Source organism: Pseudomonas sp. RC10-4-2 (assembly GCF_050433085.1).
Taxonomy (GTDB): domain Bacteria; phylum Pseudomonadota; class Gammaproteobacteria; order Pseudomonadales; family Pseudomonadaceae; genus Pseudomonas; species Pseudomonas aeruginosa.
Genome location: NZ_JBNPXX010000001.1, coordinates 1341138 through 1366370, shown reverse-complemented (window position 1 = coordinate 1366370; position 25233 = coordinate 1341138). Strand labels below are relative to the sequence as shown.

The window sequence follows — 25233 nt, the reverse complement described above, 5'->3', positions numbered from 1 at the left end:
AAGGTCAAGCGCGGTCTTCCCCGCCGGGAGCTTTCTGCAAGCCCAGGGGATCGGCCTCGGGACTCACCAGGACGAAGCGCGGCACCCACTCGCCATCGACCTCCACGGCCTCGGTGAACATCTCCAGCGGACGCACCCAGAGACCGAATTCGCCGTACAGCGCCTGGTAGATCACCAGCGCCTCTTCCGTCTCCGAATGCCGCGCGACACCCAGGACCCGGTAGTTCTGTCCCTTGTAATGACGATAGAGCCCAGCCTGCAGGTCCATGTTCCTTACCTTGTCTCGAAAATCGGAAAACAACGGCACAATGCCGACATACAACAGCCCGGTATAGGCACGGATCGCACAATAGGCAAACCCGCGCTCCCGGGGCGTCATTCGCTCGATACAGCCGGAAACGACTGACACTGAAAAACGAAAGCCGGGGCACGAGGCCCCGGCTTTCCCCTTCGACGAACGCTTAGATGCGCTCGAAGACGGTGGTGATACCCTGTCCCAGGCCCACGCACATGGTGGACACGCCAAGGGTACCGCCGTTCTGCTTCATCACGTTCAACAGGGTGCCGGAAATGCGCGCACCGGAGCAACCGAACGGGTGACCCAGGGCGATGGCGCCGCCGTGGAGGTTGACCTTCTCGTCCATCTTGTCGAGCAGCTTGAGGTCCTTCAGCACAGGCAGGGCCTGGGCGGCGAAGGCTTCGTTGAGTTCGACGAAATCGATGTCGGCGATGGTCAGGCCGGCACGCTTGAGCGCCTTGTTGGTCGACGGCACCGGGCCGTAGCCCATGATCGCCGGGTCGACACCCGCCACGGCCATGGAGCGGATCACCGCCATCGGCTGGATGCCCAGGTCCTGGGCGCGCTGGGCCGACATCACGATCATGCAGGAGGCACCGTCGGTGATCTGCGAGGAGGTCCCCGCGGTCACGGTGCCGCCTTTCGGATTGAACGCCGGCTTCAACTCGGCCAGGGTCTCGACGGTGGTTTCCGGACGAATGGTCTCGTCGAAGTCGAAGACTTTCAGGAAACCGTTCTCGTCATACCCTTCCATCGGGATGATCTCGTCCTTGAACTTGCCTTCCTGGGTGGCCTTCCAGGCCAGTTGGTGCGAACGCGCGCCGAACTTGTCCTGCGCCTCACGGCTGATACCGTGCATCTTGCCGAGCATTTCCGCAGTCAGGCCCATCATGCCCGAGGCCTTGGCGGCGTACAGGGACAGGTGCGGGTTCGGGTCGACGCCATGCATCATGCCGACGTGGCCCATGTGCTCCACGCCGCCGATGACGAATACATCGCCATTGCCGGTCTGGATCGCCTGGGCGGCGGTGTGCAGCGCGCTCATCGACGAACCGCACAGGCGGCTGACGGTCTGCGCGGCGCTGGTGTGCGGGATCTGGGTCATCAGCGACGCCATGCGCGCGATGTTCCAGCCCTGCTCCAGGGTCTGGTTGACGCAGCCCCAGATCACGTCTTCCACTTCGGCCGGGTCGACCTTCGGGTTACGCTCCAGCAGCTTGCTGATCAGGTGCGCCGACATGGTCTCGGCGCGGGTGTTGCGGTGCATGCCACCCTTGGAACGACCCATCGGGGTGCGGCCGAAGTCGACAATGACGACGTCTCTCGGATTCAGGCTCATAAATTCACTCTCGCTCTAGTCGTTCCGCGATTAACCGAAGAATTTCTGACCGTTCTTGGCCATTTCACGCAGCTTCGCGGTCGGGTGGTACAGCGCGCCCAGCTCGGCGTACTTGTCGGCCAGGGTCACGAACTCGGCGACACCGATCGAATCGATGTAGCGCAGAGCACCACCACGGAAGGGCGGGAAGCCGATGCCGTAGATCAGGCCCATATCGGCCTCGGCAGCGGTCTCGACGATGCCGTCTTCCAGGCAACGCACGGTTTCCAGGCACAGCGGGATCATCATGAAGTTGACGATGTCCTCGTCGGTCACTTCGCGCTGCTCGACCACGATCGGCTTGAGCACTTCGTAGGCCTGCGGATCGGTGACCTTCTTCGGCTTGCCGCGCTTGTCGGTCTCGTAGGCGTAGAAGCCCTTGCCGTTCTTCTGGCCCAGGCGGTTGGCCTCGTACATCACGTCGACGGCGGTCTTGCCCTCGACCGCCATGCGGTCCGGGAAGCCCTCGGCCATGACGTCGCGGCCATGGTGGCCGGTGTCGATGCCGACCACGTCGGACAGGTAGGCCGGGCCCATGGGCCAGCCGAACTTCTCCATCACCTTGTCGATGCGCACGAAGTCGACGCCGAAGCTCAGCAGCTTGGCGAAGCCGCCGAAGTACGGGAACAGCACACGGTTGACCAGGAAGCCGGGGCAATCGTTGACCACGATCGGGCTCTTGCCCATCTTCTTGGCGTAGGCGACGGTGGTGGCGATGGCGGTTTCACCGGTCTTCTCGCCACGGATCACTTCCACCAGCGGCATCATGTGCACCGGGTTGAAGAAATGCATGCCGCAGAAGTTTTCCGGACGCTTCAGCGCCTGGGCCAGCAGGCTGATGGAGATGGTCGAGGTGTTGGAGGCGATGATCGCGTCTTCCTTCACCGCGCCTTCCACTTCGGCGAGCACGGCTTGCTTGACCTTGGGGTTCTCGACGACGGCTTCGACGATGATGTCGACGTTGCCGAAGTCGCCATAGGACATGGTCGGACGGATGCCATTGAGCGCCTCGGCCATCTTCGCCGGGGTCAGGCGACCCTTCTCGACGCGCTTGCCGAGCAGCTTGGCGGCCTCGTTCAGGCCCATCTGGATACCCTCTTCGCGGATATCCTTCATCAGGATCGGGGTGCCCTTGAGCGCCGACTGATAGGCGATGCCGCCGCCCATGATGCCGGCGCCGAGCACGGCGGCCAGTTTCACGTCCTTGGCGACTTCGTCGTATTTCTTGGCTTTCTTCTTCAGTTCCTGGTCATTCAGGAACAGGCCGATCAGGCTCTGCGCGACCGAGGTCTTGGCCAGCTTGACGAAGCCGGCGGCTTCGACTTCCAGCGCCTTGTCGCGGCCGAAGTTGGCGGCCTTCTGGATGCTCTTGATGGCTTCCACCGGCGCCGGGTAGTTCGGACCGGCCTGGCCGGCGACGAAGCCCTTGGCGGTTTCGAAGGCCATCATCTGCTCGATTGCATTCAGCTTCAGCTTTTCCAGCTTCGGCTGGCGACGTGCCTTGTGGTCCAGCTCGCCGGCGACGGCGCGCTTGGCCAGGTCGAGGGCAGCGGCCTGCAGTTGCTCGGGAGCGACCACGGCGTCGACGGCGCCGACCTTCAGGGCGTCCTCGGCCTTGTTTTCCTTGCCCGAGGCGATCCACTCGACGGCGTTATCGCAGCCGATCAGGCGCGGCAGGCGGACGGTGCCGCCGAAGCCCGGGTAGATGCCCAGCTTGACTTCCGGCAGGCCGACCTTGGCGGTCGCGCTCATCACGCGGAAGTCCGCGGCCAGGCACATCTCCAGGCCGCCGCCGAGGGCGATGCCGTTGATCGCGGCAACGGTGGGTACGTCCAGGTCTTCGAAGTCGCTGAAGATCTTGTTGGCTTCGAGGTTGCCCGCCATCAGTTCCTCGTCGGGCAGCTGGAAGTTGTCAACGAACTCGGTGATGTCGGCACCAACGATGAACACGTCCTTGCCGCTGGTCACGATCACGCCCTTGACCGATGCATCGGCCTTGATCGCATCGACTGCCGCACGCAACTCACTGAGGGTGAGACGGTTGAACTTGTTGACGGACTCGCCCTTGAGATCGAAATTCAACTCGACGATGCCGCCCTCAAGAGGCTTAACCGTGATGGCTTTACCTTGGTAAATCATCAACTGATCTCCACGCTATTATGGAAGCTTGAACTTACACATCGGACGCCGTGTCGGGACCCTTTCGGCAACCGCCGAGCATAGTCCCAAACCCTTCGGCACACCCGCCGACGCGATAACCGGGTCTCTATTGTCGAGGCCTGCGCGAGGCAAACGCTCGATTCATACGCCCGTTTGACTTGGGTGCGCACACATTCCGGCAAAAGCCGGGAATTGTCAATCAGCCATCCGGAAAACACCTGTCCTCCTCCAGGCCCTCTGCGCAGGGCCATTCAGCCAGCCTCTGTCGGACCATTCAGATGTTCGATGATCGGCGCCATGGGCGCTTGTCCCGGTGCGGAAAGGCAGGCTAGAGTCGCCGCAGATCGCCATGCATGATCGGCCACGGGCCGTTACAAAAGAACAACAAGAAGGCCTCCAGGGCCACATGGAGATGGAACCCATGATCTGCCGTCCGTTCACTCTTTGTCTGGCCCTGCTCGGCCTGCTGAGCCTCCCCGTCTTCGCGGCAGGGACCGCCGATGACCTGCTCGCCCTGCACCAGATGCGGCTCGCCACGCAGAAATCCCTGAACGCCTTCTTCATGTACGTCGGCCAGGAAGGCGATCAACGCTACGCCAGCCTGATCGAAAGCTCGGCGCAGACGGCGGAAGCCCGCCTGCAGCGACTCGACGGCGTGAACGGCAGCGAATCCCGGCGCCTGCTGGGCCAGCTTCGCGAGCAATGGCGGGACTATGCGCAAGACCTCGACAAGCTGACCGGCGCGGTGCGCAACAAGGGCTACAGCGACCTGCAACCGGTCGCCGACCTGGCACGACGCAACCAGCAACTGATGGACCTCGGCGGCCAGTTGTATCGCAGCCTGCAACGGGAAAACGCCGCCACGGTGCCGACGCTCACCGAGCAGAGCCGCGAACAGAGCCTGCTGATGCAGGACATTGCTCTGGACTATGCCTCGCGCAACGCGTCGGTGGGCGCCAGCTTCTTCGGCGGCGGCGAGGAGCGTCCACTGGACGACCTGGCCAGCCGCTTTTCGGTCAACCTGTTGAAGCTGCAGCAGGCGCCGCAGAACGACGAGGAGATCGCCAGGGCGCTGCGCAGCGTGGCGATCAAGTGGCACTACATCGAGAAGTCCCTGCGCAACTACAACCAGAACAGCGTGCCGTTCCTGGTCAACAAGAATGCAGACCGGATCATCGATGGCCTGGAGAAGGTCGCCGCGCTGTATGCCGCGCGCAACCAATGAACCTCGGCGCGCCGCCTCAGGCGCGCTGGCGGAGAAACTCGGCGATGCGCCCGAGGTCGGCGCTATCGCCGCGCTCGCCCCAATACAGGGCAAGGAACTGGGCGGTCGCCTCCACCTTGTAGACATCCCCGGGGAGGCTGCGCAGGGCGTCCAGCAACTCATCGTCCGCGCACGGCTCGCGCCACTGGTTCAGCCACTGGCCCGGGGTATTCTGCCAATAGCACCAGGCCTCCCGGCCGCGTCGGCGCGGGCAGTGGAACTGCGCGCAGGACGTCGGCGGAGCGCTCTCCAGCCAATGCGGCCAATCCTGGCGCGCGAGCTGCATGGCCAGGCCGAGACGGCGCGCCTCGAGGCGCAGGGCCATCTTGCCGCGCTGCCTGTTGGACGGCATCAGCCAGGCCAGGGGACTGAGCATGACAGCCAGCAGCAGGATCACCAGCCAAGTGGTCATAAGGAACGGACACTCGAAAAACGGTTAAGGCATTTGCCTCGATCCGCGCGCGCAGGCACGATCGGTCGCAGTCGCCAAGGGAGGCGCAGTTTACAGGCGAATGCGACCACGGCGGAGCAGCTTTTTGCCCAGCGCAACGGAACAGGTTCCACGCGCGGCGCGAAAGTCCATAATGAAAACACTATCCCCTTCTGGGAGGAGACGTTCATGCCCTATCAACACATTCTGGTCGCCGTCGACCTGACCGACGAATGCGACCCGGTGATGAAGCGTGCGGCGGCCCTGGCCACCAGCAACCAGGCCCGGCTCTCCGTGGTGCATGTGGTCGAGCCCATGGCCATGGCCTTCGGTGGGGACGTGCCGATGGACCTGTCGATGTTGCAGCAGCAGCAGTTCGACCAGGCCCGTGAACGCCTGGATGCCTTCGCCGTACGCTATCCGGACCTCGGCAGCGAGCAGCGCCACCTGGTCTACGGGCAACCGCGCCAGGAAATCCACCGCCTCGCCGCGGAACAGGCCTGCGACCTGATCGTGGTCGGCAGCCACGGTCGCCACGGCCTGGCGCTGCTGCTCGGTTCCACTGCCAACGACGTGCTGCACGGCGCGCCCTGCGACGTGCTCGCGGTGCACCTGAAGAAAGCCTGATCTCTCCCCGCTCGGCCGGGGCCTGCGCCTCAGCCGAGCGTTTCCTCGGCGCTCATCACCAGCGGGCGGATCTTCTGCAACTGGGTTTCCAGCGAATAGCTGATGCTCGACGACAGCGAGAAGAAGGTCAGGAACGCCTTCAGGTTGGAATCGCTGACACAGGTGTCGTGGATTCGCTGCCAGAACGCCTGGTTGACCAGTTGCAACTGCTGGAACAGCCGCACCAGCCCTTTCAGTTCCCAATCGGCATGCCGCCCCTCGCGGAAGTTGAAGTACTGGCGCATCAGGTACAGCGGCACCACCCGCAGCACGAACTCCTGGTTGCTGGCGAACGGCAGGTGCTGCATGGCCATCGGCCTCAGCGGCGCCAGCAGCGGACAGGCGCTGCTGGCCATGATCAAGCCGATCAGCGCGCGCAGTCCTTCCTCCAGGCCCGCCTGCTTGATGTACTCGCGCTCCGGCGTGCGCACGCAGATGCCGGCCTTGCGGAACGCCGGCAGGTTGCGGAAATCCTCGATCACCCCATGCAGGTCGACCGCCGCCGGACAATGGCTGTAGCGTTCGCGATCGAGCGGGCAGTTGCTGCAGCGATTGTGTTCCAGGCGCGTCCAGCGCGGCGCTGCGGCAGCCGCCTGCGGGTCGTAGTGCCGCTCCAGCTCGATGCGATAGTTGAGCTGATGCTGGTCGTCCAGCGTAATGCGGTACTCGATTGCCATGGACTGATCCTTTCTCGGGAGACGGCCGGCCCGTCAATGACGCCAGCCAGAGGGACCGACGGGGGACTGCACCCACCGCCGGCAAGGCCCGCAAGGATCATCGAGATGAGCCGCTATCACATTGATGCAGCTCACTTTTTCGAGATGGATCAGTCTTCCAGTTCGGCCCAGCGCTCGAGCAAGGCATCGAGTTCCTGCTGCAACGCGTCCAGCCGCGCCAGGGTTTCGCGCTGCTCGTCCTGCGGGCGCAGATAGAAATCCTGCTGCGCGATGGTTTCCTGGACACCCGCCAGCTCCGCCTCGACCGCGTCGATCTGCCCGGGCAAAGCCTCCAGCTCGCGCTGCAACTTGTAGCTGAGCTTTTTCTTCGCCGGCGCCTCGCTCGGCGCCGCAGCAGCCGGCGCGGGTTCGGCGGCGGGCGCCAGCGCGGTATTCAGCTCGGCCTTGCCGCTCTTCGACTCGCTCACGCCGAGCAGGCGCGGCGTGCCCCCTTGGCGCAGCCAGTCCTGGTAGCCACCGACGAATTCGCGAACCTTGCCCTCGCCCTCGAAGACCAGGGTGCTGGTCACCACGTTGTCGAGGAAGGCCCGATCGTGGCTGACCATCAGCACGGTGCCCTGGAAGCCGAGCAGGACTTCCTCCAGCAGTTCCAGGGTTTCCACGTCGAGGTCGTTGGTCGGTTCGTCGAGCACCAGCAGGTTGGCCGGCTTGCTGAACAGCTTGGCCAGCAACAGGCGCGCGCGCTCGCCGCCGGACAACGCCTTCACCGGGGTGCGGGCGCGCTGCGGACTGAACAGGAAGTCGCCGAGATAGCTGAGCACATGCCGGTTCTGGCCGTCGATGGTGATGAACTCGCGGCCTTCGGAGATATTGTCGATCACCGTCTGCTCGGGTTCGAGCTGATGGCGCAACTGGTCGAAGTAGGCCACTTCCAGCTTGGTGCCCACCTCGATCTTGCCCGAGGTCGGCTGCAGGTCGCCAAGCAGCAGCTTGAGCAAGGTGGTCTTGCCGGTACCGTTGGCGCCGAGCAGGCCGATACGGTCGCCGCGCTGCAGGACCATGGAGAAGTCGCGTACCAGCGGCTGGCCGCCGGGATGGGCGAAGCTGACGTGCTCCACCACGATCACCTGCTTGCCGGACTTGTCCGCGCTTTCCAGCTGGAAGCTGGCCTTGCCCTGGCGCTCGCGGCGCTCGGCGCGTTCGCGACGCATTTCCTTCAGTGCCCGAACCCGCCCTTCGTTGCGCGTGCGGCGGGCCTTGATGCCCTGGCGGATCCACACTTCTTCCTGGGCCAGGCGCTTGTCGAACAATGCGTTGGCAGCTTCTTCGGCGGCCAGTTGCTGTTCCTTGTGCACCAGGAAACTGGCGTAGTCGCCGTTCCAGTCGATCAGGTGGCCACGATCCAGCTCGAGGATGCGGGTCGCCAGGGATTGCAGGAAGGCGCGGTCGTGGGTAATGAACAGCACCGCGCCGTTGAAGCTCAGCAGCGCTTCCTCGAGCCAGGCGATGGCGCCGATGTCCAGGTGGTTGGTCGGTTCGTCGAGCAGCAGCAGGTCCGGCTCGGCGACCAGCGCCTGGGCCAGCAGCACGCGCCGACGCCAGCCGCCGGAGAGTTCGGCGAGGGTCTTGTCGGCCGGCAACTGCAGGCGGCTGAGGGTGCTGTCCACCAGTTGCTGCAGGCGCCAGCCATCGCGCGCCTCGAGTTCCTGCTGGACCCGCGAGAGGCGCGCCAGGTCGTCGTCGGTATGGATGTTCAGGCTCAGGTGGTGGTACTCGGCGAGCAGCTTGCCGACTTCCGCCAGACCCTCGGCCACCACGTCGAACACTGTCCGTTCGTCGGCACGCGGCAGTTCCTGGGGCAATTCGCCGATCTTCAGCGCCGGTGCGCGCCAGACTTCGCCGTCGTCGGCCTGCTGTTCGCCCTTGACCACCTTGAACAGGCTGGACTTGCCGGTACCGTTGCGCCCGATCACGCAGACCCGCTCGCCACGGCCGATCTGCCACGACACCTTGTCCAGCAAGGGAGTGGTGCCAAAGGCAAGGGATACATCGGTGAACTTGAGCAGGGTCATGGGCGCCTCCGGAAACAGGGCGCGCATTTTACGCCGGATAGGCATCGGATGGCACGGCGCTTTCACCGCCATGCCGCAACGGCTAAGCTTAGGCGAGCCATCCGCCCGGCTTCGGGCGCGCCCCGCGACAGCGGCCGCGCGCCAGTCCCGCGAGCGGTCGAAACGCCCGTAGGCAGCCGTTGCGGACCTGCCGACGTTACCCGACATCACCTGCCCGGATAAGTCATGCGCGGTCGCCTGTTCACTCTCGTTTCCTGCCTTTTGCTCAGTATTTCCTTCGTCGACGCGGTCCACGCCGCTTCCCTGACCGAACAACGCCGTCTCTACGACCAGGCCAAGGCCGCCCTGGCCAAAGGCAACAGCGCGCCCTACATGGCCTCGCGCAGCGCCCTGCGCGATTACCCGCTGGAACCCTACCTGGCCTACGACGAACTGACCCACCGGCTGAAGTCCGCCAGCAACGAGGAGGTCGAGCGCTTCCTCACCGAACACGGCGACCTGCCGCAGATCGGCTGGCTGAAACTGCGCTGGCTGCGCCTGCTGGCCGACCGCGGCGACTGGAAGACCTTCGTCAACTACTACGATCCGAAGCTGAACTTCACCGAACTCGACTGCCTGTATGGCCAGTACCAGCTGGGCCACGGCCAGAAGGCCGAAGGCTACGCCACCAGCGAACGCCTGTGGCTGGTCGGCAAGTCGCAGCCGGCTGCCTGCGACACCCTGTTCGGCCTCTGGCAGGGCGAAGGCCAGCTCACCGAGGAAAAGGTCTGGAAACGCCTCAAGCTGGCCGCCGAAGCGCGCAACTACAGCCTCGCCTCGCACCTCGCGCAGCGCCTGCCGACCCTCGGCAACCAGGGCGCGCTGATGGTCAGCGTGGCGCAGAACCCCGCCCAGCTGAGCCAGACCGGCCGCTTCAGCCAGCGCGACCATGCCACCGCCGACGTGGTCGGTCTCGGCCTGCGCCGCCTGGCGCGGCAGGACCCGGAAAAGGCCCTTAGCCTGCTCGACTACTACAGCTCGGCGCTACCCTTCTCCAGCGACGAGAAGGTCGCCATCGCCCGCGAGATCGGTCTCAGCCTGGCCAAGCGCTTCGATCCGCGCGCACTGCCGCTGATGACCCAGTACGATCCCGGCCTGCGCGACAACACCGTCACCGAATGGCGCACCCGCCTGCTGCTGCGCCTGGGCCGCTGGGACGAAGCCTACGCGCTGACCCGCAAGCTGCCCCAGGATCTTGCCGCCACCAGCCGCTGGCGCTATTGGCAGGCACGCAGCCTGCAACTGGCGCAGCCGAACAGCAAGGAGCCGATCGCGCTGTACCAGAAGCTCGCCGGCGAGCGCGACTTCTACGGCTTCCTCGCCGCCGACCGCCTGAGCGTGCCGTACAAGCTCGGCAACCGTCCTGCGCACATCGACCCGCGCGTCCTGCAACGCGTACGCAACGCCGCCAGTACGCGCCGGGCCATGGAGTTCTTCAACCGTGGCGAAGTGATCAACGCCCGCCGCGAGTGGTACCACGCCGCGCGCCTGTTCGATCGCGACGAGCTGATCGCCCAGGCCAGGCTGGCCTACGACATGCAGTGGTATTTCCCGGCGATCCGCTCGATCAGCCAGGCGCAGTACTGGGACGACCTGGACATCCGCTTCCCGATGGCGCACCGCGCCACCCTGGTGCGCGAAGCGAAGAACCGCGGCCTGCACTCCAGTTGGATCTTCGCCATCACCCGGCAGGAAAGCGCGTTCATGTCCGATGCCCGTTCCGGAGTCGGCGCCACCGGGCTGATGCAGCTGATGCCCGGCACCGCCAAGGAGACCTCGCGCAAGTTCGGCATCCCGCTGGCCTCGACCCAGCAACTGATCGTGCCCGACGTCAACATCCGCCTCGGCGCCGCCTACCTGAGCCAGGTGCATGGCCAGTTCAACGGCAACCGGGTACTCGCCTCGGCCGCCTACAACGCCGGTCCGGGCCGCGTCCGCCAGTGGCTGAAAGATACCCGCCACCTGGCCTTCGACGTGTGGATCGAGACCATTCCGTTCGACGAGACTCGCCAGTACGTGCAGAACGTGCTGTCCTATGCGGTGATCTACGGGCAGAAGCTCAATGCGCCGCAGCCCATCGTCGACTGGCACGAACGCTACTTCGACGATTTCTGACCCCCAACCCGGCCCGGACGCCCGGGCCTTTCCAGTACCTTGAAAAGGACCTCAAGATGAACAAGCCCCTCGCCACCGCCCTGCTCGCCACCTCCAGCCTGCTGCTCGCCGACGGCGCCCTGGCCGCCGACGCCTGCGGTACGCCGCGCAACGCCTTCGACAGCGTGTACTGCCGCAGCGGCGAGTTTTCCCAGGCCGACCGCGAGCTGAACCAGCAGTTCGGCACCCTGCGCAAGCACCTGAACGACGGCCAGAAAGCCCTGCTGAAGAAGAGCCAGATCGCCTGGATCAAGGAGCGCGACGCGGCCTGCAGCGAAAGCAAGGACAACGGTTATTTCGTCAACCTCGACTGCGCCACCGAGAAGACCCGCCAGCGCCTCGACTTCCTCCGCGAACGCGAGCGCGAGTGCCTGAGCACCGGTTGCGTCGACGCCAAGCTCTGATCGCCGGCAATGGCCGCCCGCCGCAACGGCGGGCGACCGTTCCTCAGTCGAGGATTTCCACCGGCATCCCCACCTCCAGGCTGCCCTGTCCCAGCGCAATCAGGTTCTGCCCGAACAGCACCGCGCCATCCTTTTCCCGGTAGGTTTTCAGGGTCGTCAGCGGCTCGCGGTCCTCGTTGCGCTCGCCGGTCGCCGGATCCAGGGTGGTGAGGATGCAGCGGGAACAGGGCTTGGCCACGACGAACTCGACCGAGCCGATGCGGATGCGTTTCCAGCCGTCCTCGGCGAACGCGGCGCTGCCTTCCACCACCAGGTTGGGACGGAAGCGCAGCATCTCCAACGGCCGGCCGACCCGCTGGCTGAGGTCGTCGAGCGAAGCCTGGCCGATCAGCAGCAGCGGGAAACCGTCGGCGAAATGCACCTTCTGCCCCGGTTCGGCGTAGCCGGTATCGACCTGCCGCGCGCGCGCCTCGGGAATGTGCACCAGGCGCGTCGGGCGGCCGAGGAAGCGCGTCAGCCAGTCCGCTGCGGCGTCGCCGGCATCCGGCGCCTGCAAGGTATCGCGCCAGACCGTGACGCCACGCAGGTTGGCGTCGGCTGCCGGTACTTCGAGGCTCAGCTCGGACATCCCCGGCGCATTCAGCCGCAGGACCTCCGGCGCCGCCCAGCGCGCCTGGATACGCCCCAGCTGCGGCAGCAGGCGCTGGGTGAAGAAACGTCCGGTTTCGGTGTCCACCGCCATCCAGCGTCGGTCGCCGACCACGCCCAGCGCATCGAGCGCGACGCGCTCCAGGGACTCGGCGGCGGAAGACTTGATCGGATAGCGGTACAGCGCGGAGAGACGGAACATGGAACCAGCATCCTTGGTGGAAAGATGCTGTTATACGGTGTCGCGGGAAAGGCCGACAAGACACAGACGCCACTCCAGGCAGCGGATCAGTCGGCCCCGCCCTCAGTCCTCGCGCGGCGGCTCGCGCAACAACGGCGAGCCGGCCGGCAAGTGCACGCGCAGCGCGCCCGGGGAAACCGAGAAACGCAGCTTGCGTCCTTCCAGCGGCTCGCCGTCGAGATTGACGTCGAGACCTTCCGCCGCCTCCACTTCCAGCCATGGCACCCGCGCGCGGACGAACAGGCTTTCCACTCCGTTGCCACCGCCGAGCAGGGTGCCCAGGGTACCGACCATGTCCTGCGGCGTCGGCAGGATGCTCACGTCCAGCAGGCCGTCGTCCACTCGCGCTTGCGGACACAGTACGTGCCCGCCGCCGGCCTGGCGCCCGTTACCGATGCCCAGGGCGAGGAACTCGCCTTCCCACTGGAAGTCCGGGGCGCTGAAACGGCCCTGGGCGGCATGCACTTCGGAAAAACGGGTCAACCCGGTCAACAGGTAGGCGGCACCGCCGAGAACCTTCTTCAGGTCCTCCGAGGTATTCGCGGTGACCTTCGAACCGAAGCCGCCAGTGGCCATGTTGAGGAACAGCTTGCCGTTCACCTCGCCCAGGTCGATCGGCCGCGCCGTCTGGTCGAGCAGCGCCAGCGCCGCGGCCGGTTCCAGGGGAATCCCGGCGGCGCGGGCGAAATCGTTGGCGGTGCCCAGCGGCAGGATCGCCAGGCTCGCCTCGCCTCGCCCGCGCGCCAGCGCTTCGGCCACCTCGCGCAGCGTGCCGTCGCCACCGCCCGCGACCAGCGTCGCATAGCCGGCCGCCAGCGCCTCCTCGACGATGCGCCGGGCGTCGCCGTCCTCCCAGGTTACCCGCACCGCCAGCTCCCGCCCGGCCTCGCGCTGTGCCGCGACCGCGGCACGAACCTCTTCGTTGCCCGCCTGCTTGCCGTGCAGGACCAGCAGAACCTTGTCCTTGTCCATCGAACCGAACCCCTCGTCGTGGCCTTGTCTTTGCCTATTGACCGCGTATCCGGGACGGAAGTGCGGCGCCCGGTTCAGGCAGGGTAGCCGGTAATCTCGCGAATGCTGCGGTAGAGCGGGCGCAACTGGCGATACATGCGCAGGTAGACCTCGCCATAGAGCCGCTGGTAGATCTGCCGGGCTTCCGCCTGGGGCAGGAAAACCCGGCCGACGCGGGTCATCCCGGCCACCGCGCTGGCGACGTCCGGATAGAGGCCGAGCCCCACCGCGCAGTCGATCGCCGCACCCAGGCCGGACGCCTCGTAGACATGCGGGCGCTCGGCCGGCAGGCCGAAGATGTCGGCGGTGAGCTGCATCGCCGCGTCGCTCTGCGAGCCGCCGCCGGCCACGCGCAGGCGCACGATCGGCGTGCCCGAACGCTTCTCGATGCGCTCCTTGCCCTGGCGCAGGGCATAGGCCAGGCCCTCGAGGATGGCCCGGTAGATGTGCGCCCGGGTATGCACGTCGCCGAAACCGATCATCGCCCCCTTGGCCTCCAGTCCCGGTTCGCGGATTCCCGGCGACCAGTAGGGTTGCAGGGTCAGGCCCATCGAGCCGGGCGGCACGCCGTTGACCAGTTCGTCGAACAGTTGCTCCGGCTCGACCCCCTGCTCGCGCGCCTGCTGCATCTCGCGCAAGCCGAACTCGCGCTTGAACCAGCTGACCATCCAGTAGCCGCGATAGATCATCACCTCGGTATTGAAATGATCGGGAATCGCCGCCGGATAGGGTGGAATCAGCGGCACGGTTTCCAGGTAGCGGGCGCGAGTGGTGTTGATGGTCGCCGTGGTGCCGTAGGAGAGGCAGGCGATGGTGGGCTCCAGCGCACCTGCGCCGAGCACCTCGCAGGCCTTGTCGGCCCCCGCGGCGATCAACGGCAGGCCTTGCGGAATGCCGGTGTGCCGGCTGGCCTCGGCGCTGATCTCGCCGAGCCGCTCGCCCGGCTTGAACAGCTCCGGCAACTGCTCGCGGCGTACCGCCAGTGCCTGCCATTTCCAGTCGCGCGGCGCGGCCCAGCGCAGGCGCTTGTAGTCGAACGGCAGGTAGGCCACGCAGCACCCCACCGAGTCGACGAAACGGCCGGTCAGGCGGTGGCTGAGAAAGCCGGAAAGCAGCAACACCTTGTCGGTCTTCGCGGCGATCTCCGGCTGCTCCTGGGCCACCCAGTTGACCTCGGCCTGGGCGCGGAAATGCTCCACCGCGCCCTCGGCGCCGACCAGCTTGAACAGCCAGCCCCAAGGCCCCCTGATGCGCTCGCGGACCTCCGCCCGGCGCTGGTCGAGCCAGAGGATCGCCGGACGCAACGGCCTGCCCTCGGCATCGACGTGGATCACCGTGCCACGCTGGGTGGTCAGCGACACCCCGCGGATGAGCCCGCGATCGATGTCCACCTGGTCCCAGAGCCGCCGACAGGCCTCGCCGAGCATCGCCCAGTAGTACTCGGGGTCCTGTTCGGCCCAGCCCGGATGCTTCGAGTAGTAGGCCTCCAGCTCCACCTTGCCCTTGCCCAGCAGGTTGCCCTGCAGGTCGAACAGCAGGGCGCGCACGCTCTGGGTGCCATTGTCGATCGCCAGCAGATAGTTCTTGTCGTTCATCTCGTTCTCGTCTCGGCTGGTCAGACGGGCAGGCTGTAGTGCCGGCGCCAGAGGTCCAGATAGGCCTGTTGCTCACGTTCCCAGCGCGGGTCGTCCCAGCCCAGGCGCGCTTGGCAGAGCGCGCGGATACGCGGCAGGTATGCCGCGCCGCCTCCGGGCAACAGCAGGCCGAGGCGGGTGCGGCGCAACAGCAGGTCATCGAGATGCAGCACCATTTCCGCCTCGGCGGCGAACGCCAATTCGGCCCAGAGCGTTTCGCTGGCACCCACGCAGTCCGTTCCGAGGGTGTCCACCAGCCGCTTGAGGCGGACCAGGTCACGTCCGTAGCGACCGGCCAGGCGGCGTCGCTGGCCACTGCCGAGCCCGTCGATGAGCGGGCCTTCGCAGGCGCCGAACACCGCCGCGCCATCGTCCGTGACCGTGCGCCCGAGCAGCGGCGCGCAGGCTTGTAGCACCTCCACCGCCAGCGGCCGGAAGGTGGTCAGCTTGCCGCCGGCCAGGGTCACGCAGCCCGGCTCGCGCCAGAGCACATGCTCGCGTTTCTCGTCGGAAGGCTTGCCGCTGTCGTCGCCGCTGCTGACCACCGGTCGCACGCCGGCCCAGGTCGACAGCACGTCGCGCGCCTCGATGGCAGCGGCGGGAAACTGCTGGGCGCAGGCCGCCAGCAGGTAGGCGAGTTCGGCGCGGCTGATCCGCGCGTCCTCCCCAAGGCCGTCGCGATGGTCGAGATCGGTGGTGCCGACCACCGTCGCACCCTCCCAGGGGAACACGAACACCGGTCGCCGGTCCGTGGCGTGCATGAAGCTGAAGGCATGGGCCACCGGCAGGCGCCAGGCCGGCAGCAATAGATGGCTGCCGCGCAGCGGGCGGATGTGCTCGCTTCCGCCGGGCTGGCGCAACTCATCGGCCCAGGCCCCGGTGGCCACCGCCAGGGCGCGGCAGCGAAAGTCGAGAAGCTCGCCGCTCTCGCGGTCCTCGGCGCGCAGGCCGACCACCTGGCCGCCCTCGCGCAGCAATTCGCGCACACGCATGCCGTTGAATGCCTCGCCGCCGTCGTGACGCGCCTCGGCCAGCACCCGCAGCACCAGGCGCGCATCGTCGGTCACCGCATCGAAGAATCGCGTGCCGCCGAGCAGCCGTTGTTCCTTCAGGCCCGGCGCCAGGTAGCGCAACGCGGCGGCGTCGTAGAAACGGTGGTTGCGCCGCCCGGCAAGGGCGTCGTACACGCTCAGCAGGCCGCCGAATAGCCGCGGGCCGGGAAAGCCGCCGCGGTAGTGGGCCATCACGAAGCTCAACGGATCCACCAGCCCAGGCGCCTCGCCGAGCAGGCGCTGGCGCTCGCGCACCGAGTCGCGGGTCAGCCGCCACTGGCCCTTGGCGATGTAGCGCAGGCCGCCATGGACCATCTTCGACGAGCGGCTCGAGGTGCCCCAGGCGAAGTCCCGCTGCTCCAGCAGCAGGCAGCGCCAGCCGCGCCGCGCGGCTTCGCGGAGGATGCCGGCACCGCTGATGCCGCCGCCGACCACGATCAGGTCCCACTCCTGCCCCGCCAGCGCCGGCAGGCGGCGGCGACGCCACTCCTCGTTCCAGGCTGAAGTCATTCCGCTCAGTCCTGCAGCAGGGTGCCGCGGTTGAGCCGCCCGGCCGGGTCGAAGTGACCGGCCATGGCACGCAGCGCGGCGACGCCCAGTTCGCCCTTCTCGCGGGGCAGGTAGGGTGCGTGGTCCTTGCCGACGCCATGCTGGTGGCTGATGGTGCCGCGATTGTCGACGATCGCCTGGCTGGCCGCATGCTTGAGACGCTTCCAGCGCTCCAGCGTCGCCGCATAGCTCGCGGCCGGACGGAACACGTAGGTGGTATAGATGCTCGACCCCTCGCCATAGACATGCGAGAGGTGGGTGAACACATGGACTTTCTCGCCCTCGGCGGCCAGGCCGTCGCGCAGGCTGGCCTCGATCTTCTGCAGCAGGCCGTCGACGTTGCTCCAGTCGGTGGCGGTCTCCAGGGTGTCCACGGCGTAGCCCGCCTGCCACAGGGCCTCGCGCAGGTAGGGGAAGCGGAAGCGGTTCTGCGCCCACTTGCGCCCCAGCAGGGTTCCGGTGAAGACCCCGCCGAAGCGTTTCAGCAAGGCCTTCGCCTGGCTCAGCGACAATCCGTTCTGCCGGCGGTTGCCGGTCACGCCGAAGGTCAGCATGCACTTGCCCTCGCCCGCGCCGCGCAGCGCCAGGTATTTCTCCAGCCAGGCGATCTGTCCGGGATGGCCGGCCAGGGCCAGTTGGGTCATGGTTTCCACGGCGTTGGACAGGCGCAGCATCGACAGCGGCACGCGCGCCTGGGCCAGCTCGCGGGTGGCTTGCAGGGCCTGCTGCCAGTTCGGCAGGAAGACGCTGTAGAAGCGCTCGTCCTCGGCCAGCGGCGAGACCCGCACCTTCACCGAGGAAATGATCCCGAAGCGTCCCTCAGAGCCCAGCACCAGTTCGCGCAGGTCCGGTCCCGCCGCGGATGCCGGGAAGGTAGCGATTTCAAGCGGCCCGGCGAAGGTCTCCAGGGTCCCGCCGGCGAAAAGTTGTTCGATCCGCCCGTAGCGCAGCGACTGCTGGCCACTGGAGCGGCTGGCGACCCAGCCACCGAGGGTCGACAACTCCCAGGACTGCGGGAAATGCCCGAGCGTGTAGCCCAGCGCACGCAACTGGCTCTCCACCTGCGGGCCGGCGGCGCCGGGGCCGAAGGTCGCGACCAGGCTCTCGCGGTCCAGATCGAGCAGGCGGTTCATGCGCTCCAGCGAGACCGTCAGTACCGGCCGCCGCGAGGCTTGCGGATTGATATGGCCGGCCACGGAAGTACCGCCGCCATAGGGAATCAGTTGCAGGTCGCGGGAGTCGGCCAGGGCCAGCAACTCGCGGATCTGTTCGGCGGTTTCCGGATAGGCCACGGCGTCCGGGTAGACGCCGAAGTCGCCCTCGCGCATCGCCAGCCAGTCCGGCAGGCTCTGCCCGCGGGCATGCAGCAGACGCTCACGGGGGTCGATGCTGTAGCGCGGATCGGCCTCCAGGCGCGACGCCGGGACCTTCGCCAGCGCCGCCTCCAGGCTGGCGTCCGGCAAGCGTGCGCCCTGCCCGACCAGTTCCGCCAGGAACCCACGGGCGCTGTCCGGCAATTCGACCACGGTGCTTTCTTCGCCCCAGCCATTCCAACGACGCATGAACCTCTCCCCTCGCTTGTCGCGGCAACCTGTTTATCGGAACCTTTCTGGCTGCCTATACTAGCCAGCCGCCCTCGCCTGTCACTGTCGGATCGAGACACTCCCTGTGACCGATCAAGACAGCCGGCACGCACGCCGGACGGCCTGTTCCACCCGCCACGACAAGAACAACGACCATGCAGACCCTTGGCTCCACCTCGGTTCCGGCCCTGCTGAAGTACCTGCGCCACGCCGAACGGCTCGGCCTGGACATCGCCCCTGCCCTGGCCGCCGCCGGCCTCCAGGCCGACCAGCTCAACGACAATCGCCAGCGCCTGCCGGGCGAAGCCCACGAGCGCCTGCTCGGCTATTTCTGCGAGCATTCCGGCGATCCCCTGTTCGGCCTGCATTCGGCGCGCTTCGTCCAGCCCGGCTCCTGGAGCGTGCTCGGCTACATCGCGATGAACTGCGCCACCCTGGGCGAGGCCATGAGCCGCATCACGCCCTACGAGAAGCTGGTCGGCGACATGGGCACCAGCCGCATCGAAGCGGCCGGCGGGGAGGTCCGGCTGATCTGGAACTGCCGCCACCAGACACCCCTGGTACGGCGCCACATGGTCGAGCACGTCCTGGCTTCCTGGGTCCTCTACGCGCGCTGGATCGCCGACCTGGAAGGTTCGCCGGACGAGGTCTGGCTGGAACACGACCTGCCGGACGGAACCCGCGTGGAAGACTACGAGACCTTCTTCGGCTGTCCGGTGCGCTTCACCCAACCCTGTTCGGCGCTGCTGGTACCACTGGACTACCTGGCGCTGCCGCTGCGCCAGGCCGACGCGACGCTGCTGCGCACCCTGGAAGAACATGCCCTGGCGCTGATGGCCGAGCTGGACGATGACGAGCCGCTGCCGCTGCGGGTGAAGAACGCCCTGCGCCAGCTACTCAAGGACGGCCTGCCGCGCAAGGAACGGGTGGCGGAGAAGTTCGGCATGACCGTACGCACCCTGCAACGCCACCTGCAGCAAGCCGGCAGCAGCTACCAGCAGACCCTCGACGAACTGCGCCGCGAACTGGCCGAGCACTACCTGCTGCATAGCGAGCTGCCGATCCAGGACATCGCCCAGTACCTGGGCTTCACCGAGTCCCGCTCGTTCCATCGCAGTTTCAAGGGCTGGACCGGGCAGACGCCCGGCGAGTACCGGCAACGGCGGAAGGAGCCGGCGGCGCAATGAGAACGGCGGCCATCCGGCCACCGTCGGCTCAGTCGAGCAGTTCGCTCAGCGGAATGAACGCCACGCCCTCGCCTTCCACGAGGGTACGTCCCTCGCGGACCTCCACCAGCCCCTCGGCCCAGGAAGCGCTGCGCAGTACCCCGGAACTCTGGTTCGGATAGAGCACCGCGCGGCCCTGCTCCAGGCGACCACGCAGGTACTCGCGACGCTGCCCCGCCTTGGTCCAGGCGAAGCCGGCCGGTACCTCCACCCGCAGCGGCGCGACCTGCGCCACGCCGAGCCGGCGCAGCAGGTAGGGACGCGCCAGCAGGGCGAAGGTGACCAGGGTCGAAGCCGGATTGCCCGGCAGGCCGATCACCGGGATGCCCTGGAACTGGCCGACGGTCAGCGGCTTGCCGGGTTTTATCGCCAGCTTCCAGAGGGTCAGCTCGCCGGCTTCGCGCAGCGCCATGCCGAGGAAGTCGGCCTCGCCCACCGATACGCCGCCAGTGGACAGGATAAGGTCCACCCCGGCCAACCCGGCCAGGCGCTCGCGGGTACGTGCCAGGTCGTCGGGAAGGATGCCGGCGTCGAGCACGTCGCAGCCCAGGCGTTGCAGCCAATCCTTGAGCAACGGACGGTTGCTGTTGTAGATCTGCCCGGCCTGCAGCGGCTGGCCCGCCTCGACCAGCTCGTCGCCGGTGGACAGCAGCGCCACCCGCGGCTTGCGTCGCACCTCCAGGGCCGCGTAGCCGAGCGAAGCCGCCAACCCCAGTTCGATGGAGCGCAGGCGCGTGCCGGCCGGCAGGACCAGGTCGCCCTGGCGGATTTCCTGGCCACGCGGGCGCACATGCTGGCCCGCGCGCAACGGCTGGGTGAAGCGCACGCGGCCATCGTCGAGCGCTTCGGCGTTTTCCTGCATCTCTACCAGATCGGCGCCTTCGGGCAGCGGCGCACCGGTGAAGATCCGCGCACAGGTACCCGCTTGCAGCGGCTCCGGCGCCTGTCCGGCAAAGATCTTCTGGCTGACCGGCAGTGGCTCGCCGTTCCAGTCGGCGAGGCGCAAGGCATAGCCGTCCATGGCGCTGTTCGGCCACGGCGGCAGGTCCAGGCCGGCCAGCAGGTCGACCGCCAGCACGCGGCCGCCAGCCTGCTCCAGGGGCACCTGCTCACACGTATCGATAGGCGTTTGCGCGGCCAGTTCGAGGAGCCGTTCCAGCGCCGTCTCGACCGGCATCAGCCCCGGATGCTCGCAGCAGCCGCTCACCCGCGGCTCTCGCAGGGCGCCGCCTGTTTCAGGTGCGGGACGAAGTTGCACGGGCGATGACGGGCGTCCAGTTGCTCGACGAGGATGCCTTCCCAGGCAGTGCGGCAGGCGTTGGTGGAGCCCGGCAGGCAGCAGACCAGGGTGCCGTTGGAAAGCCCGGCCAGGGCCCGCGACTGGATGGTGGAGGTACCGATGTCGGCCAGCGAAATCTGCCGGAACAGCTCGCCGAAGCCGTCCACCTGCTTGTCCAGCAGGCAGGCCACCGCTTCCGGGGTGCTGTCGCGGCCGGTGAAACCGGTGCCGCCGGTGATCAGCACGACCTGCACGCTATCCTCGGCGATCCAGGTCGCGACCTGTGCGCGGATCCGGTATAGGTCATCCTTCAGCAGCACGCGAGCGGCCAGGTTGTGCCCGGCCTCGGTCAGGCGGTCGACGAACAACTGGCCTGAAGTATCGGTTTCCAGGGTACGGGTATCGCTGACGGTCAGGACGGCGATGTTCAACGGCACGAATGCCGTTTCGGCCTTGTGGCTCATGGGGTTGGCCCTTGCTTGTGGACGTGATCGCGGTGTTATATCACAGGCCCGACACGGAGACCCCAGATGCCCGATAGCGCCCTGCCCCCCTGCTCCATCCTTCTCCTGGCGGGAGGCCGCGGCCAGCGCATGGGCGGTCGCGACAAGGGCCTGATCGAGTGGCAGGGCCTGCCCCTGATCGCCCACCTGCATCGCCTGGTGCGCCCGCTCACCGATGACCTGATCGTCTCCTGCAACCGCAACCAGGAACGCTATGCGGCCTATGCCGACCGCGTGGTGAGCGACGACAGCCGAGACTTCCCCGGCCCGCTCGCCGGCATCCGCGCCGGCCTGGCGGTGGCCCGGCATCCCTGGCTGCTGGTGCTGCCCTGCGACGCGCCGCGCATCGACCGCGCCTTGCTGGAAACCCTGCTGCAGGCCGCCGGCCGCACACCGGCGCGCCCCTGGATGCTGCGCTGCGGCGGCCAGTGGGAACCGCTGTTCAGCCTGATCCCGACGCACCTGGCCGAAGAGATAGAACACGCCTGGCGCCAGGGCGACCGTAGCCCACGCCACGTCCTGTTGCCGCTTGGCGCGGAGGCCATCGAGCTGGCCGCGGGCGATCCGCGGCTGGCCAACCTGAACACCCCCGAGCTGTTGGCTAATCACCGCGAACTGAAGTAAAACGGAAGGGACGTCGAGTCGAATTTTCTCGAAGGTGGGGGGAACACTCGTTTTTAGGGGGGAACTCTTCCTAGAACTCGTCTGTCAGAAACTCGTAACTTCAAAGTCTGACCGCACAGGAGAACTGCGCAATGATCAAGCGGATGCTACCCGCCCTCCTCCTCGCCGTAGGCCTCGGCGCCCTCGCGGGTTGTTCCAGCCCTACCGTGATCACCCTCAACGACGGACGTGAAATCCAGGCCGTAGACACCCCTTCCTATGACGAGGATTCCGGCTTCTACGAGTTCGAACAGCTCGACGGCAAGCGCGCCCGCGTGAACAAGGACCAGGTCCGCACCGTCAAGGAACTCTGATACCGTCGCGTAACAGGTTTTCCTGGAGACCCCGTCGACTCGAACGAGCGACGGGGTCTTTGCTTTTTCGCCCGGGGAAACCGGGGCTCGAAAAAAAATTCATCTAACCCCTTGTGTACCAAAACTTTTTCTGTAGAATGCGCCCCAACAAAACGGAGCGTAGCGCAGCTTGGTAGCGCGTCTCGTTCGGGACGAGAAGGTCGCTGGTTCGAATCCAGTCGCTCCGACCATATCCCGAAAAACCCGCCTCAACGGCGGGTTTTTTATTGCCTGCGATTCGGCCTTTCTCACAGGGTACGCAGGTAGGCCACCAGGTCGCCCTTCTCTTCCGCGGACAGCTTGCGCTCCAGTACCAGGTTGAAGAACTCCACGGTGTCCTCCAGGGTCAGCAGGCGGTCGTCGTGCAGGTACGGCGGCGAATCCTTGATCCCGCGCAACGGGAAGGTCTTGATCGGCCCGTCGGCGGACGCCATCACGCCATTGACCAGTTTCGGATCGTAGAAGCGCTCCACCTTCAGGTTGTGCATCAGGTTGTCGGTGAAGTAAGGCGGCGCATGGCACCCGGCGCAGGCCGCCTTGCCGTAGAACAGCTTTTCGCCACGCAATTCCTGCTCGCTGGCCTTGCCCGGATCGAGCCGCCCCTCCACATCCAGCTTCGGTGCCGGGGGGAAGTCCAGCAGCGCCTGGAACTCACCCATGAAATGCACTTGACTGCCACGCTCGAGCACGTTCACCCCCTTCTTGGTGGCGATTACCGGATCACCGTCGAAGTAGGCGGCGCGCTGCTCGAACTCGGTGAAGTCCTCGACGGTCTTCAGCGCCCTCTGCGAGCCGAACAACCGCTGGATGTTCACCCCGCGCAGCGTCGGTGTGTCGATGCGGTGGCGGAACGGCTGCGGGCGCACATCGCCGGCCAGGTGGGTAGCGGCATTGGTGTGGCCGTTCGCATGGCAGTCGAAGCAGGCTACGCCGCGGCTCGGATGCTCGCTACGGCGATCGTCGGTGAGGTTGAACTGCTGCTGCGGAAAGGCCGTTAGCAGCAGGCGCAGCCCTTCCAGCTGCTTGGGATTGAGAATCCCGTTGAACAACTCGAAATAGTTGTCGATGGTCACCAGCTTGCCCTTGGACACATCGCCCAGGTCAGGCCGGGTGGTAAGGAACATCGGTGCCGGGAATTCCGGCAGGAAGTGGTCCGGCAGGTCGTAGTCGAGGTCGAAACGGGTCAGGTCGCGGCTTTCCTGGCGCTTGATCTCGTCGATGAGGAACTTGGGAAAGACCATCCCGCCTTCGGCATGGTTGGGGTGCGGCAGCGGCAGGAAGCCACCGGGGAACAGCCCCTGCTTGCGGATTTCCTCGGGGCTCAGCCTGGCCAGTTCCTCCCAGCTGGTGCCGGCCGGCAGCTTCACCCGGATCCCCTCCTGCAGCGGCTTGCCGCGCGTCATGCTGGCGCCCTTGGCCGGCCTGTCGCTGAGATCGTAACGCTGCTCGAGAAGCGTCTTGTGGGCCTGTTCGATCGACGGTTTGTTCGCCGTCATGCGCTTCATGATGGTGGCGAAGTCCTCATTGATCACCACCGGCGAATAGCTGGAAGTCTTGCTTGGCTGCTCATCCCCCGCGACCACGGCGGATTGCAGCCCCAGGGCGAGCGGCATGACCCAGAGGGCATGGCGCGTCCAGGCGGGCGTTTTCATCAGGCGTCCTCTTTCGTTATGAGGAAACGCCGAGCCTCGTCGTCCCGACCCCACACCCCGGCGGTCCGCGACAGCGGACCGAACGACCTGCGACGCGTCCTGCGCCACGCGGGTTCCCGGCTGTTTCCAGTCAGTCCTGAAGGGAACTCAGGGTTTATCCATCGCCCTTAGGCCTAGCCGAACGCAGCCTGCCGAGCCAATAGGCTCAGGCTATGAAAACCATTGAGAAACGCCTATGCATCGCTTCGCCAGCATCGCCGAAGCCAGGCACCGCGCGGCATGGGGGAAGGAAGCGGAACGCAGTCCGGTTTGCGCATAGCGCGCGGGGTTACCAGCGGTGCCGCGCTTAGCGCGAATGAATAGGCATCAGCGGCTGAGGAAGGCTGCGACCTGCTCGGCCTCGAACGGCCAGTTCAGCTCGGCGCCATTGTCGCAGCGGCGCAGCACCGGGATCCGCAGGCCATAGCGCTCGACCCAGGCTTCGTCGTCGGCGATGTCCACCAGTTCGACCAGCAGGCCATGTTCGACGAAGGGCATCAGCACCGCCTCCGCGACTTCGCAGAGGTGGCAACCGAGGGTTCCGAAGAGTTGGCATTCCGGGGGCATCGAAAGGACCTGTGCAGTGTTTCGCGGCGATGGTAGCACCCGCGCTCAGATGCCAGCGACCTGCAACAGACTTTCGGCCGCCTGCCGGGCCTCGCGGGCCTGGTCCGCCGGCCCGTGGATGTGCGCCATCACCAGGGCGCCCTCCATCAGGTATTGCAACTGCCGCGCAAGCAGTGCCGCCGAACGCACGCCCAGGCGCTCCAGCTGGCGCTGGAAATAGGCTTCGACGAAGGCCTTTTGCTCGGCCGCCTGGCGATGGATCGGATGCGAGCGCTCATGGAACTCGGCGGCGGCATGGATGAAGGCACAGCCACGGAACGCCTCGTCCTGGAGGAACTCCTGCAGACCATCGAACACCGCCAGGATCGCCGCACGCGGCTGCAACCGTGCCTCGGCTTCGAGCATGCGTTCGGCGGTGCGCTGCCGACGCACCTCCAGGGCGGCCATGATCAGTTCGTCCTTCGAGCGAAAGTGTTTGTACAGCGTCATCTTCGCCACGCCGGATTCGGCCAGGATGCGGTCGATGCCGGTGGCGTGGTAACCCTCGCGATAGAACAGGTCGACGGCGGTGCTGAGCAGTTGCTCGCGTTTGCGGGATGTCATGGAAAGCCTCCTGAGCGGCCCATTATGCGCGACCCTGCCGCCCCCTTGAACCGCTCTGCGTCGCTCCCCGGACGAATACCGACGGAAA

General features: G+C 66.5%; 23 protein-coding genes and 1 tRNA gene. 8 read left to right on the top strand and 16 right to left on the bottom strand.

The window, feature by feature from the left end:
- Positions 1 to 4: 4 nt before the first annotated feature.
- From FHW81_RS06385 to fadB, 3 genes are all read right to left on the bottom strand, one after another.
- On the bottom strand, positions 5 to 268 hold the full coding sequence (locus tag FHW81_RS06385) for a DUF1653 domain-containing protein (protein WP_003109484.1): 264 nt from the start codon (positions 266 to 268) through the stop codon (positions 5 to 7).
- Between the two features lie 193 nt (positions 269 to 461).
- Positions 462 to 1637, bottom strand: a complete 1176-nt coding sequence (gene fadA / locus FHW81_RS06380; protein WP_003113978.1) for an acetyl-CoA C-acyltransferase FadA — start codon at positions 1635 to 1637, stop codon at positions 462 to 464.
- A 30-nt stretch (positions 1638 to 1667) separates the two neighbouring features.
- On the bottom strand, positions 1668 to 3815 hold the full coding sequence (gene fadB, locus FHW81_RS06375) for a fatty acid oxidation complex subunit alpha FadB (protein ID WP_121413049.1): 2148 nt from the start codon (positions 3813 to 3815) through the stop codon (positions 1668 to 1670).
- 427 nt (positions 3816 to 4242) lie between these two features.
- Here fadB and FHW81_RS06370 point away from each other — a divergent pair, with 427 nt between their 5' ends.
- On the top strand, positions 4243 to 5061 hold the full coding sequence (locus FHW81_RS06370; RefSeq protein WP_003119795.1) for a hypothetical protein: 819 nt from the start codon (positions 4243 to 4245) through the stop codon (positions 5059 to 5061).
- A gap of 16 nt (positions 5062 to 5077) precedes the next feature.
- On the opposite strand, the gene FHW81_RS06365 is transcribed toward FHW81_RS06370, so the two are convergent.
- Entirely contained in the window at positions 5078 to 5512 is a 435-nt protein-coding gene (locus FHW81_RS06365) for a hypothetical protein (protein ID WP_003109487.1), read from the bottom strand.
- A 207-nt stretch (positions 5513 to 5719) separates the two neighbouring features.
- Between FHW81_RS06365 and FHW81_RS06360 the strand changes: the two genes are divergently transcribed.
- Positions 5720 to 6157 carry a universal stress protein gene (locus FHW81_RS06360; protein WP_003091210.1) on the top strand — a complete coding sequence of 146 codons (438 nt, stop codon included), beginning with the start codon at positions 5720 to 5722 and terminating at the stop codon, positions 6155 to 6157.
- Positions 6158 to 6186: 29 nt separating this feature from the next.
- Here the strand turns inward: FHW81_RS06360 and FHW81_RS06355 are convergent, their stop codons facing one another.
- The gene (locus tag FHW81_RS06355) at positions 6187 to 6873 is read right to left on the bottom strand and encodes a DUF6901 family protein (RefSeq protein ID WP_003091213.1); all 687 of its coding nucleotides are present in this window, start codon (positions 6871 to 6873) and stop codon (positions 6187 to 6189) included.
- A gap of 149 nt (positions 6874 to 7022) precedes the next feature.
- The gene (locus FHW81_RS06350; protein WP_106451434.1) at positions 7023 to 8945 is read right to left on the bottom strand and encodes an ATP-binding cassette domain-containing protein; all 1923 of its coding nucleotides are present in this window, start codon (positions 8943 to 8945) and stop codon (positions 7023 to 7025) included.
- 225 nt (positions 8946 to 9170) lie between these two features.
- Between FHW81_RS06350 and slt the strand changes: the two genes are divergently transcribed.
- Together slt and FHW81_RS06340 are read left to right on the top strand one after the other, a co-directional pair.
- The gene (slt, locus tag FHW81_RS06345) at positions 9171 to 11099 is read left to right on the top strand and encodes a lytic transglycosylase Slt (RefSeq protein WP_003118099.1); all 1929 of its coding nucleotides are present in this window, start codon (positions 9171 to 9173) and stop codon (positions 11097 to 11099) included.
- 56 nt (positions 11100 to 11155) lie between these two features.
- The gene (locus tag FHW81_RS06340; protein WP_003118100.1) at positions 11156 to 11542 is read left to right on the top strand and encodes a lysozyme inhibitor LprI family protein; all 387 of its coding nucleotides are present in this window, start codon (positions 11156 to 11158) and stop codon (positions 11540 to 11542) included.
- Positions 11543 to 11585: 43 nt separating this feature from the next.
- On the opposite strand, the gene FHW81_RS06335 is transcribed toward FHW81_RS06340, so the two are convergent.
- The 5 genes from FHW81_RS06335 to FHW81_RS06315 form a co-directional block, all read right to left on the bottom strand.
- Positions 11586 to 12392 (bottom strand): MOSC domain-containing protein, encoded by an 807-nt coding sequence (locus FHW81_RS06335; RefSeq protein WP_003113973.1) that lies wholly within the window; start codon positions 12390 to 12392, stop codon positions 11586 to 11588.
- Positions 12393 to 12494: 102 nt separating this feature from the next.
- Complete coding sequence (gene yegS, locus FHW81_RS06330) at positions 12495 to 13403, bottom strand: lipid kinase YegS (protein WP_003091230.1); 909 nt, start codon at positions 13401 to 13403, stop codon at positions 12495 to 12497.
- Between the two features lie 74 nt (positions 13404 to 13477).
- Positions 13478 to 15037 carry an FGGY-family carbohydrate kinase gene (locus tag FHW81_RS06325; protein WP_003109491.1) on the bottom strand — a complete coding sequence of 520 codons (1560 nt, stop codon included), beginning with the start codon at positions 15035 to 15037 and terminating at the stop codon, positions 13478 to 13480.
- A 20-nt stretch (positions 15038 to 15057) separates the two neighbouring features.
- Positions 15058 to 16638: a glycerol-3-phosphate dehydrogenase/oxidase gene (locus tag FHW81_RS06320; RefSeq protein ID WP_023114525.1), complete on the bottom strand. Its 1581-nt coding sequence runs from the start codon at positions 16636 to 16638 to the stop codon at positions 15058 to 15060.
- A 5-nt stretch (positions 16639 to 16643) separates the two neighbouring features.
- Complete coding sequence (locus FHW81_RS06315; protein ID WP_003143646.1) at positions 16644 to 18239, bottom strand: FAD-binding oxidoreductase; 1596 nt, start codon at positions 18237 to 18239, stop codon at positions 16644 to 16646.
- Positions 18240 to 18415: 176 nt separating this feature from the next.
- Here FHW81_RS06315 and FHW81_RS06310 point away from each other — a divergent pair, with 176 nt between their 5' ends.
- A complete protein-coding gene (locus tag FHW81_RS06310; protein ID WP_023117005.1) occupies positions 18416 to 19447 on the top strand; it encodes an AraC family transcriptional regulator in 1032 nt (343 codons plus the stop codon).
- Positions 19448 to 19475: 28 nt separating this feature from the next.
- On the opposite strand, the gene FHW81_RS06305 is transcribed toward FHW81_RS06310, so the two are convergent.
- Positions 19476 to 20693 carry a molybdopterin molybdotransferase MoeA gene (locus tag FHW81_RS06305; RefSeq protein ID WP_003122464.1) on the bottom strand — a complete coding sequence of 406 codons (1218 nt, stop codon included), beginning with the start codon at positions 20691 to 20693 and terminating at the stop codon, positions 19476 to 19478.
- Positions 20690 to 21229 carry a molybdenum cofactor biosynthesis protein B gene (gene moaB, locus FHW81_RS06300; protein WP_003091240.1) on the bottom strand — a complete coding sequence of 180 codons (540 nt, stop codon included), beginning with the start codon at positions 21227 to 21229 and terminating at the stop codon, positions 20690 to 20692. Before moaB ends, FHW81_RS06305 begins: the two co-directional genes overlap by 4 nt.
- A gap of 66 nt (positions 21230 to 21295) precedes the next feature.
- Here moaB and mobA point away from each other — a divergent pair, with 66 nt between their 5' ends.
- The 3 genes from mobA to FHW81_RS06285 all read left to right on the top strand — a co-directional run bounded on the left by mobA (position 21296) and on the right by FHW81_RS06285 (position 22475).
- Positions 21296 to 21892, top strand: coding sequence for a molybdenum cofactor guanylyltransferase MobA (mobA, locus tag FHW81_RS06295; protein ID WP_003113968.1), 597 nt, complete (start codon positions 21296 to 21298; stop codon positions 21890 to 21892).
- A 131-nt stretch (positions 21893 to 22023) separates the two neighbouring features.
- Positions 22024 to 22245 (top strand): YgdI/YgdR family lipoprotein, encoded by a 222-nt coding sequence (locus tag FHW81_RS06290; protein ID WP_003091247.1) that lies wholly within the window; start codon positions 22024 to 22026, stop codon positions 22243 to 22245.
- A gap of 153 nt (positions 22246 to 22398) precedes the next feature.
- A tRNA-Pro gene (locus FHW81_RS06285) sits at positions 22399 to 22475 on the top strand.
- Between the two features lie 57 nt (positions 22476 to 22532).
- On the opposite strand, the gene FHW81_RS06280 is transcribed toward FHW81_RS06285, so the two are convergent.
- From FHW81_RS06280 to FHW81_RS06270, 3 genes are all read right to left on the bottom strand, one after another.
- Positions 22533 to 23936 carry a cytochrome C Snr1 gene (locus FHW81_RS06280; RefSeq protein WP_003103259.1) on the bottom strand — a complete coding sequence of 468 codons (1404 nt, stop codon included), beginning with the start codon at positions 23934 to 23936 and terminating at the stop codon, positions 22533 to 22535.
- A 366-nt stretch (positions 23937 to 24302) separates the two neighbouring features.
- Complete coding sequence (locus FHW81_RS06275) at positions 24303 to 24542, bottom strand: glutaredoxin family protein (RefSeq protein WP_003109620.1); 240 nt, start codon at positions 24540 to 24542, stop codon at positions 24303 to 24305.
- Between the two features lie 45 nt (positions 24543 to 24587).
- Complete coding sequence (locus FHW81_RS06270) at positions 24588 to 25145, bottom strand: TetR/AcrR family transcriptional regulator (RefSeq protein WP_003109619.1); 558 nt, start codon at positions 25143 to 25145, stop codon at positions 24588 to 24590.
- Positions 25146 to 25233: the final 88 nt, after the last annotated feature.

Excerpts from the sequence above, each read along its gene's own strand:
- FHW81_RS06335 (WP_003113973.1), bottom strand. The coding sequence starts at position 12,392 with ATGTTCCGTCTCTCCGCGCTGTACCGCTATCCGATCAAGTCTTCCGCC.
- fadA (WP_003113978.1), bottom strand. The coding sequence starts at position 1,637 with ATGAGCCTGAATCCGAGAGACGTCGTCATTGTCGACTTCGGCCGCACC.
- FHW81_RS06350 (WP_106451434.1), bottom strand. The coding sequence starts at position 8,945 with ATGACCCTGCTCAAGTTCACCGATGTATCCCTTGCCTTTGGCACCACT.
- FHW81_RS06280 (WP_003103259.1), bottom strand. The coding sequence starts at position 23,936 with ATGAAAACGCCCGCCTGGACGCGCCATGCCCTCTGGGTCATGCCGCTC.
- FHW81_RS06340 (WP_003118100.1), top strand. The coding sequence starts at position 11,156 with ATGAACAAGCCCCTCGCCACCGCCCTGCTCGCCACCTCCAGCCTGCTG.
- FHW81_RS06290 (WP_003091247.1), top strand. The coding sequence starts at position 22,024 with ATGATCAAGCGGATGCTACCCGCCCTCCTCCTCGCCGTAGGCCTCGGC.
- FHW81_RS06355 (WP_003091213.1), bottom strand. The coding sequence starts at position 6,873 with ATGGCAATCGAGTACCGCATTACGCTGGACGACCAGCATCAGCTCAAC.
- FHW81_RS06270 (WP_003109619.1), bottom strand. The coding sequence starts at position 25,145 with ATGACATCCCGCAAACGCGAGCAACTGCTCAGCACCGCCGTCGACCTG.
- FHW81_RS06325 (WP_003109491.1), bottom strand. The coding sequence starts at position 15,037 with ATGAACGACAAGAACTATCTGCTGGCGATCGACAATGGCACCCAGAGC.
- slt (WP_003118099.1), top strand. The coding sequence starts at position 9,171 with ATGCGCGGTCGCCTGTTCACTCTCGTTTCCTGCCTTTTGCTCAGTATT.
- FHW81_RS06275 (WP_003109620.1), bottom strand. The coding sequence starts at position 24,542 with ATGCCCCCGGAATGCCAACTCTTCGGAACCCTCGGTTGCCACCTCTGC.
- yegS (WP_003091230.1), bottom strand. The coding sequence starts at position 13,403 with ATGGACAAGGACAAGGTTCTGCTGGTCCTGCACGGCAAGCAGGCGGGC.
- fadB (WP_121413049.1), bottom strand. The coding sequence starts at position 3,815 with ATGATTTACCAAGGTAAAGCCATCACGGTTAAGCCTCTTGAGGGCGGC.
- FHW81_RS06315 (WP_003143646.1), bottom strand. The coding sequence starts at position 18,239 with ATGCGTCGTTGGAATGGCTGGGGCGAAGAAAGCACCGTGGTCGAATTG.
- FHW81_RS06385 (WP_003109484.1), bottom strand. The coding sequence starts at position 268 with ATGGACCTGCAGGCTGGGCTCTATCGTCATTACAAGGGACAGAACTAC.
- FHW81_RS06370 (WP_003119795.1), top strand. The coding sequence starts at position 4,243 with ATGGAGATGGAACCCATGATCTGCCGTCCGTTCACTCTTTGTCTGGCC.
- mobA (WP_003113968.1), top strand. The coding sequence starts at position 21,296 with ATGCCCGATAGCGCCCTGCCCCCCTGCTCCATCCTTCTCCTGGCGGGA.
- FHW81_RS06365 (WP_003109487.1), bottom strand. The coding sequence starts at position 5,512 with ATGACCACTTGGCTGGTGATCCTGCTGCTGGCTGTCATGCTCAGTCCC.
- FHW81_RS06320 (WP_023114525.1), bottom strand. The coding sequence starts at position 16,638 with ATGACTTCAGCCTGGAACGAGGAGTGGCGTCGCCGCCGCCTGCCGGCG.
- FHW81_RS06310 (WP_023117005.1), top strand. The coding sequence starts at position 18,416 with ATGCAGACCCTTGGCTCCACCTCGGTTCCGGCCCTGCTGAAGTACCTG.
- moaB (WP_003091240.1), bottom strand. The coding sequence starts at position 21,229 with ATGAGCCACAAGGCCGAAACGGCATTCGTGCCGTTGAACATCGCCGTC.
- FHW81_RS06360 (WP_003091210.1), top strand. The coding sequence starts at position 5,720 with ATGCCCTATCAACACATTCTGGTCGCCGTCGACCTGACCGACGAATGC.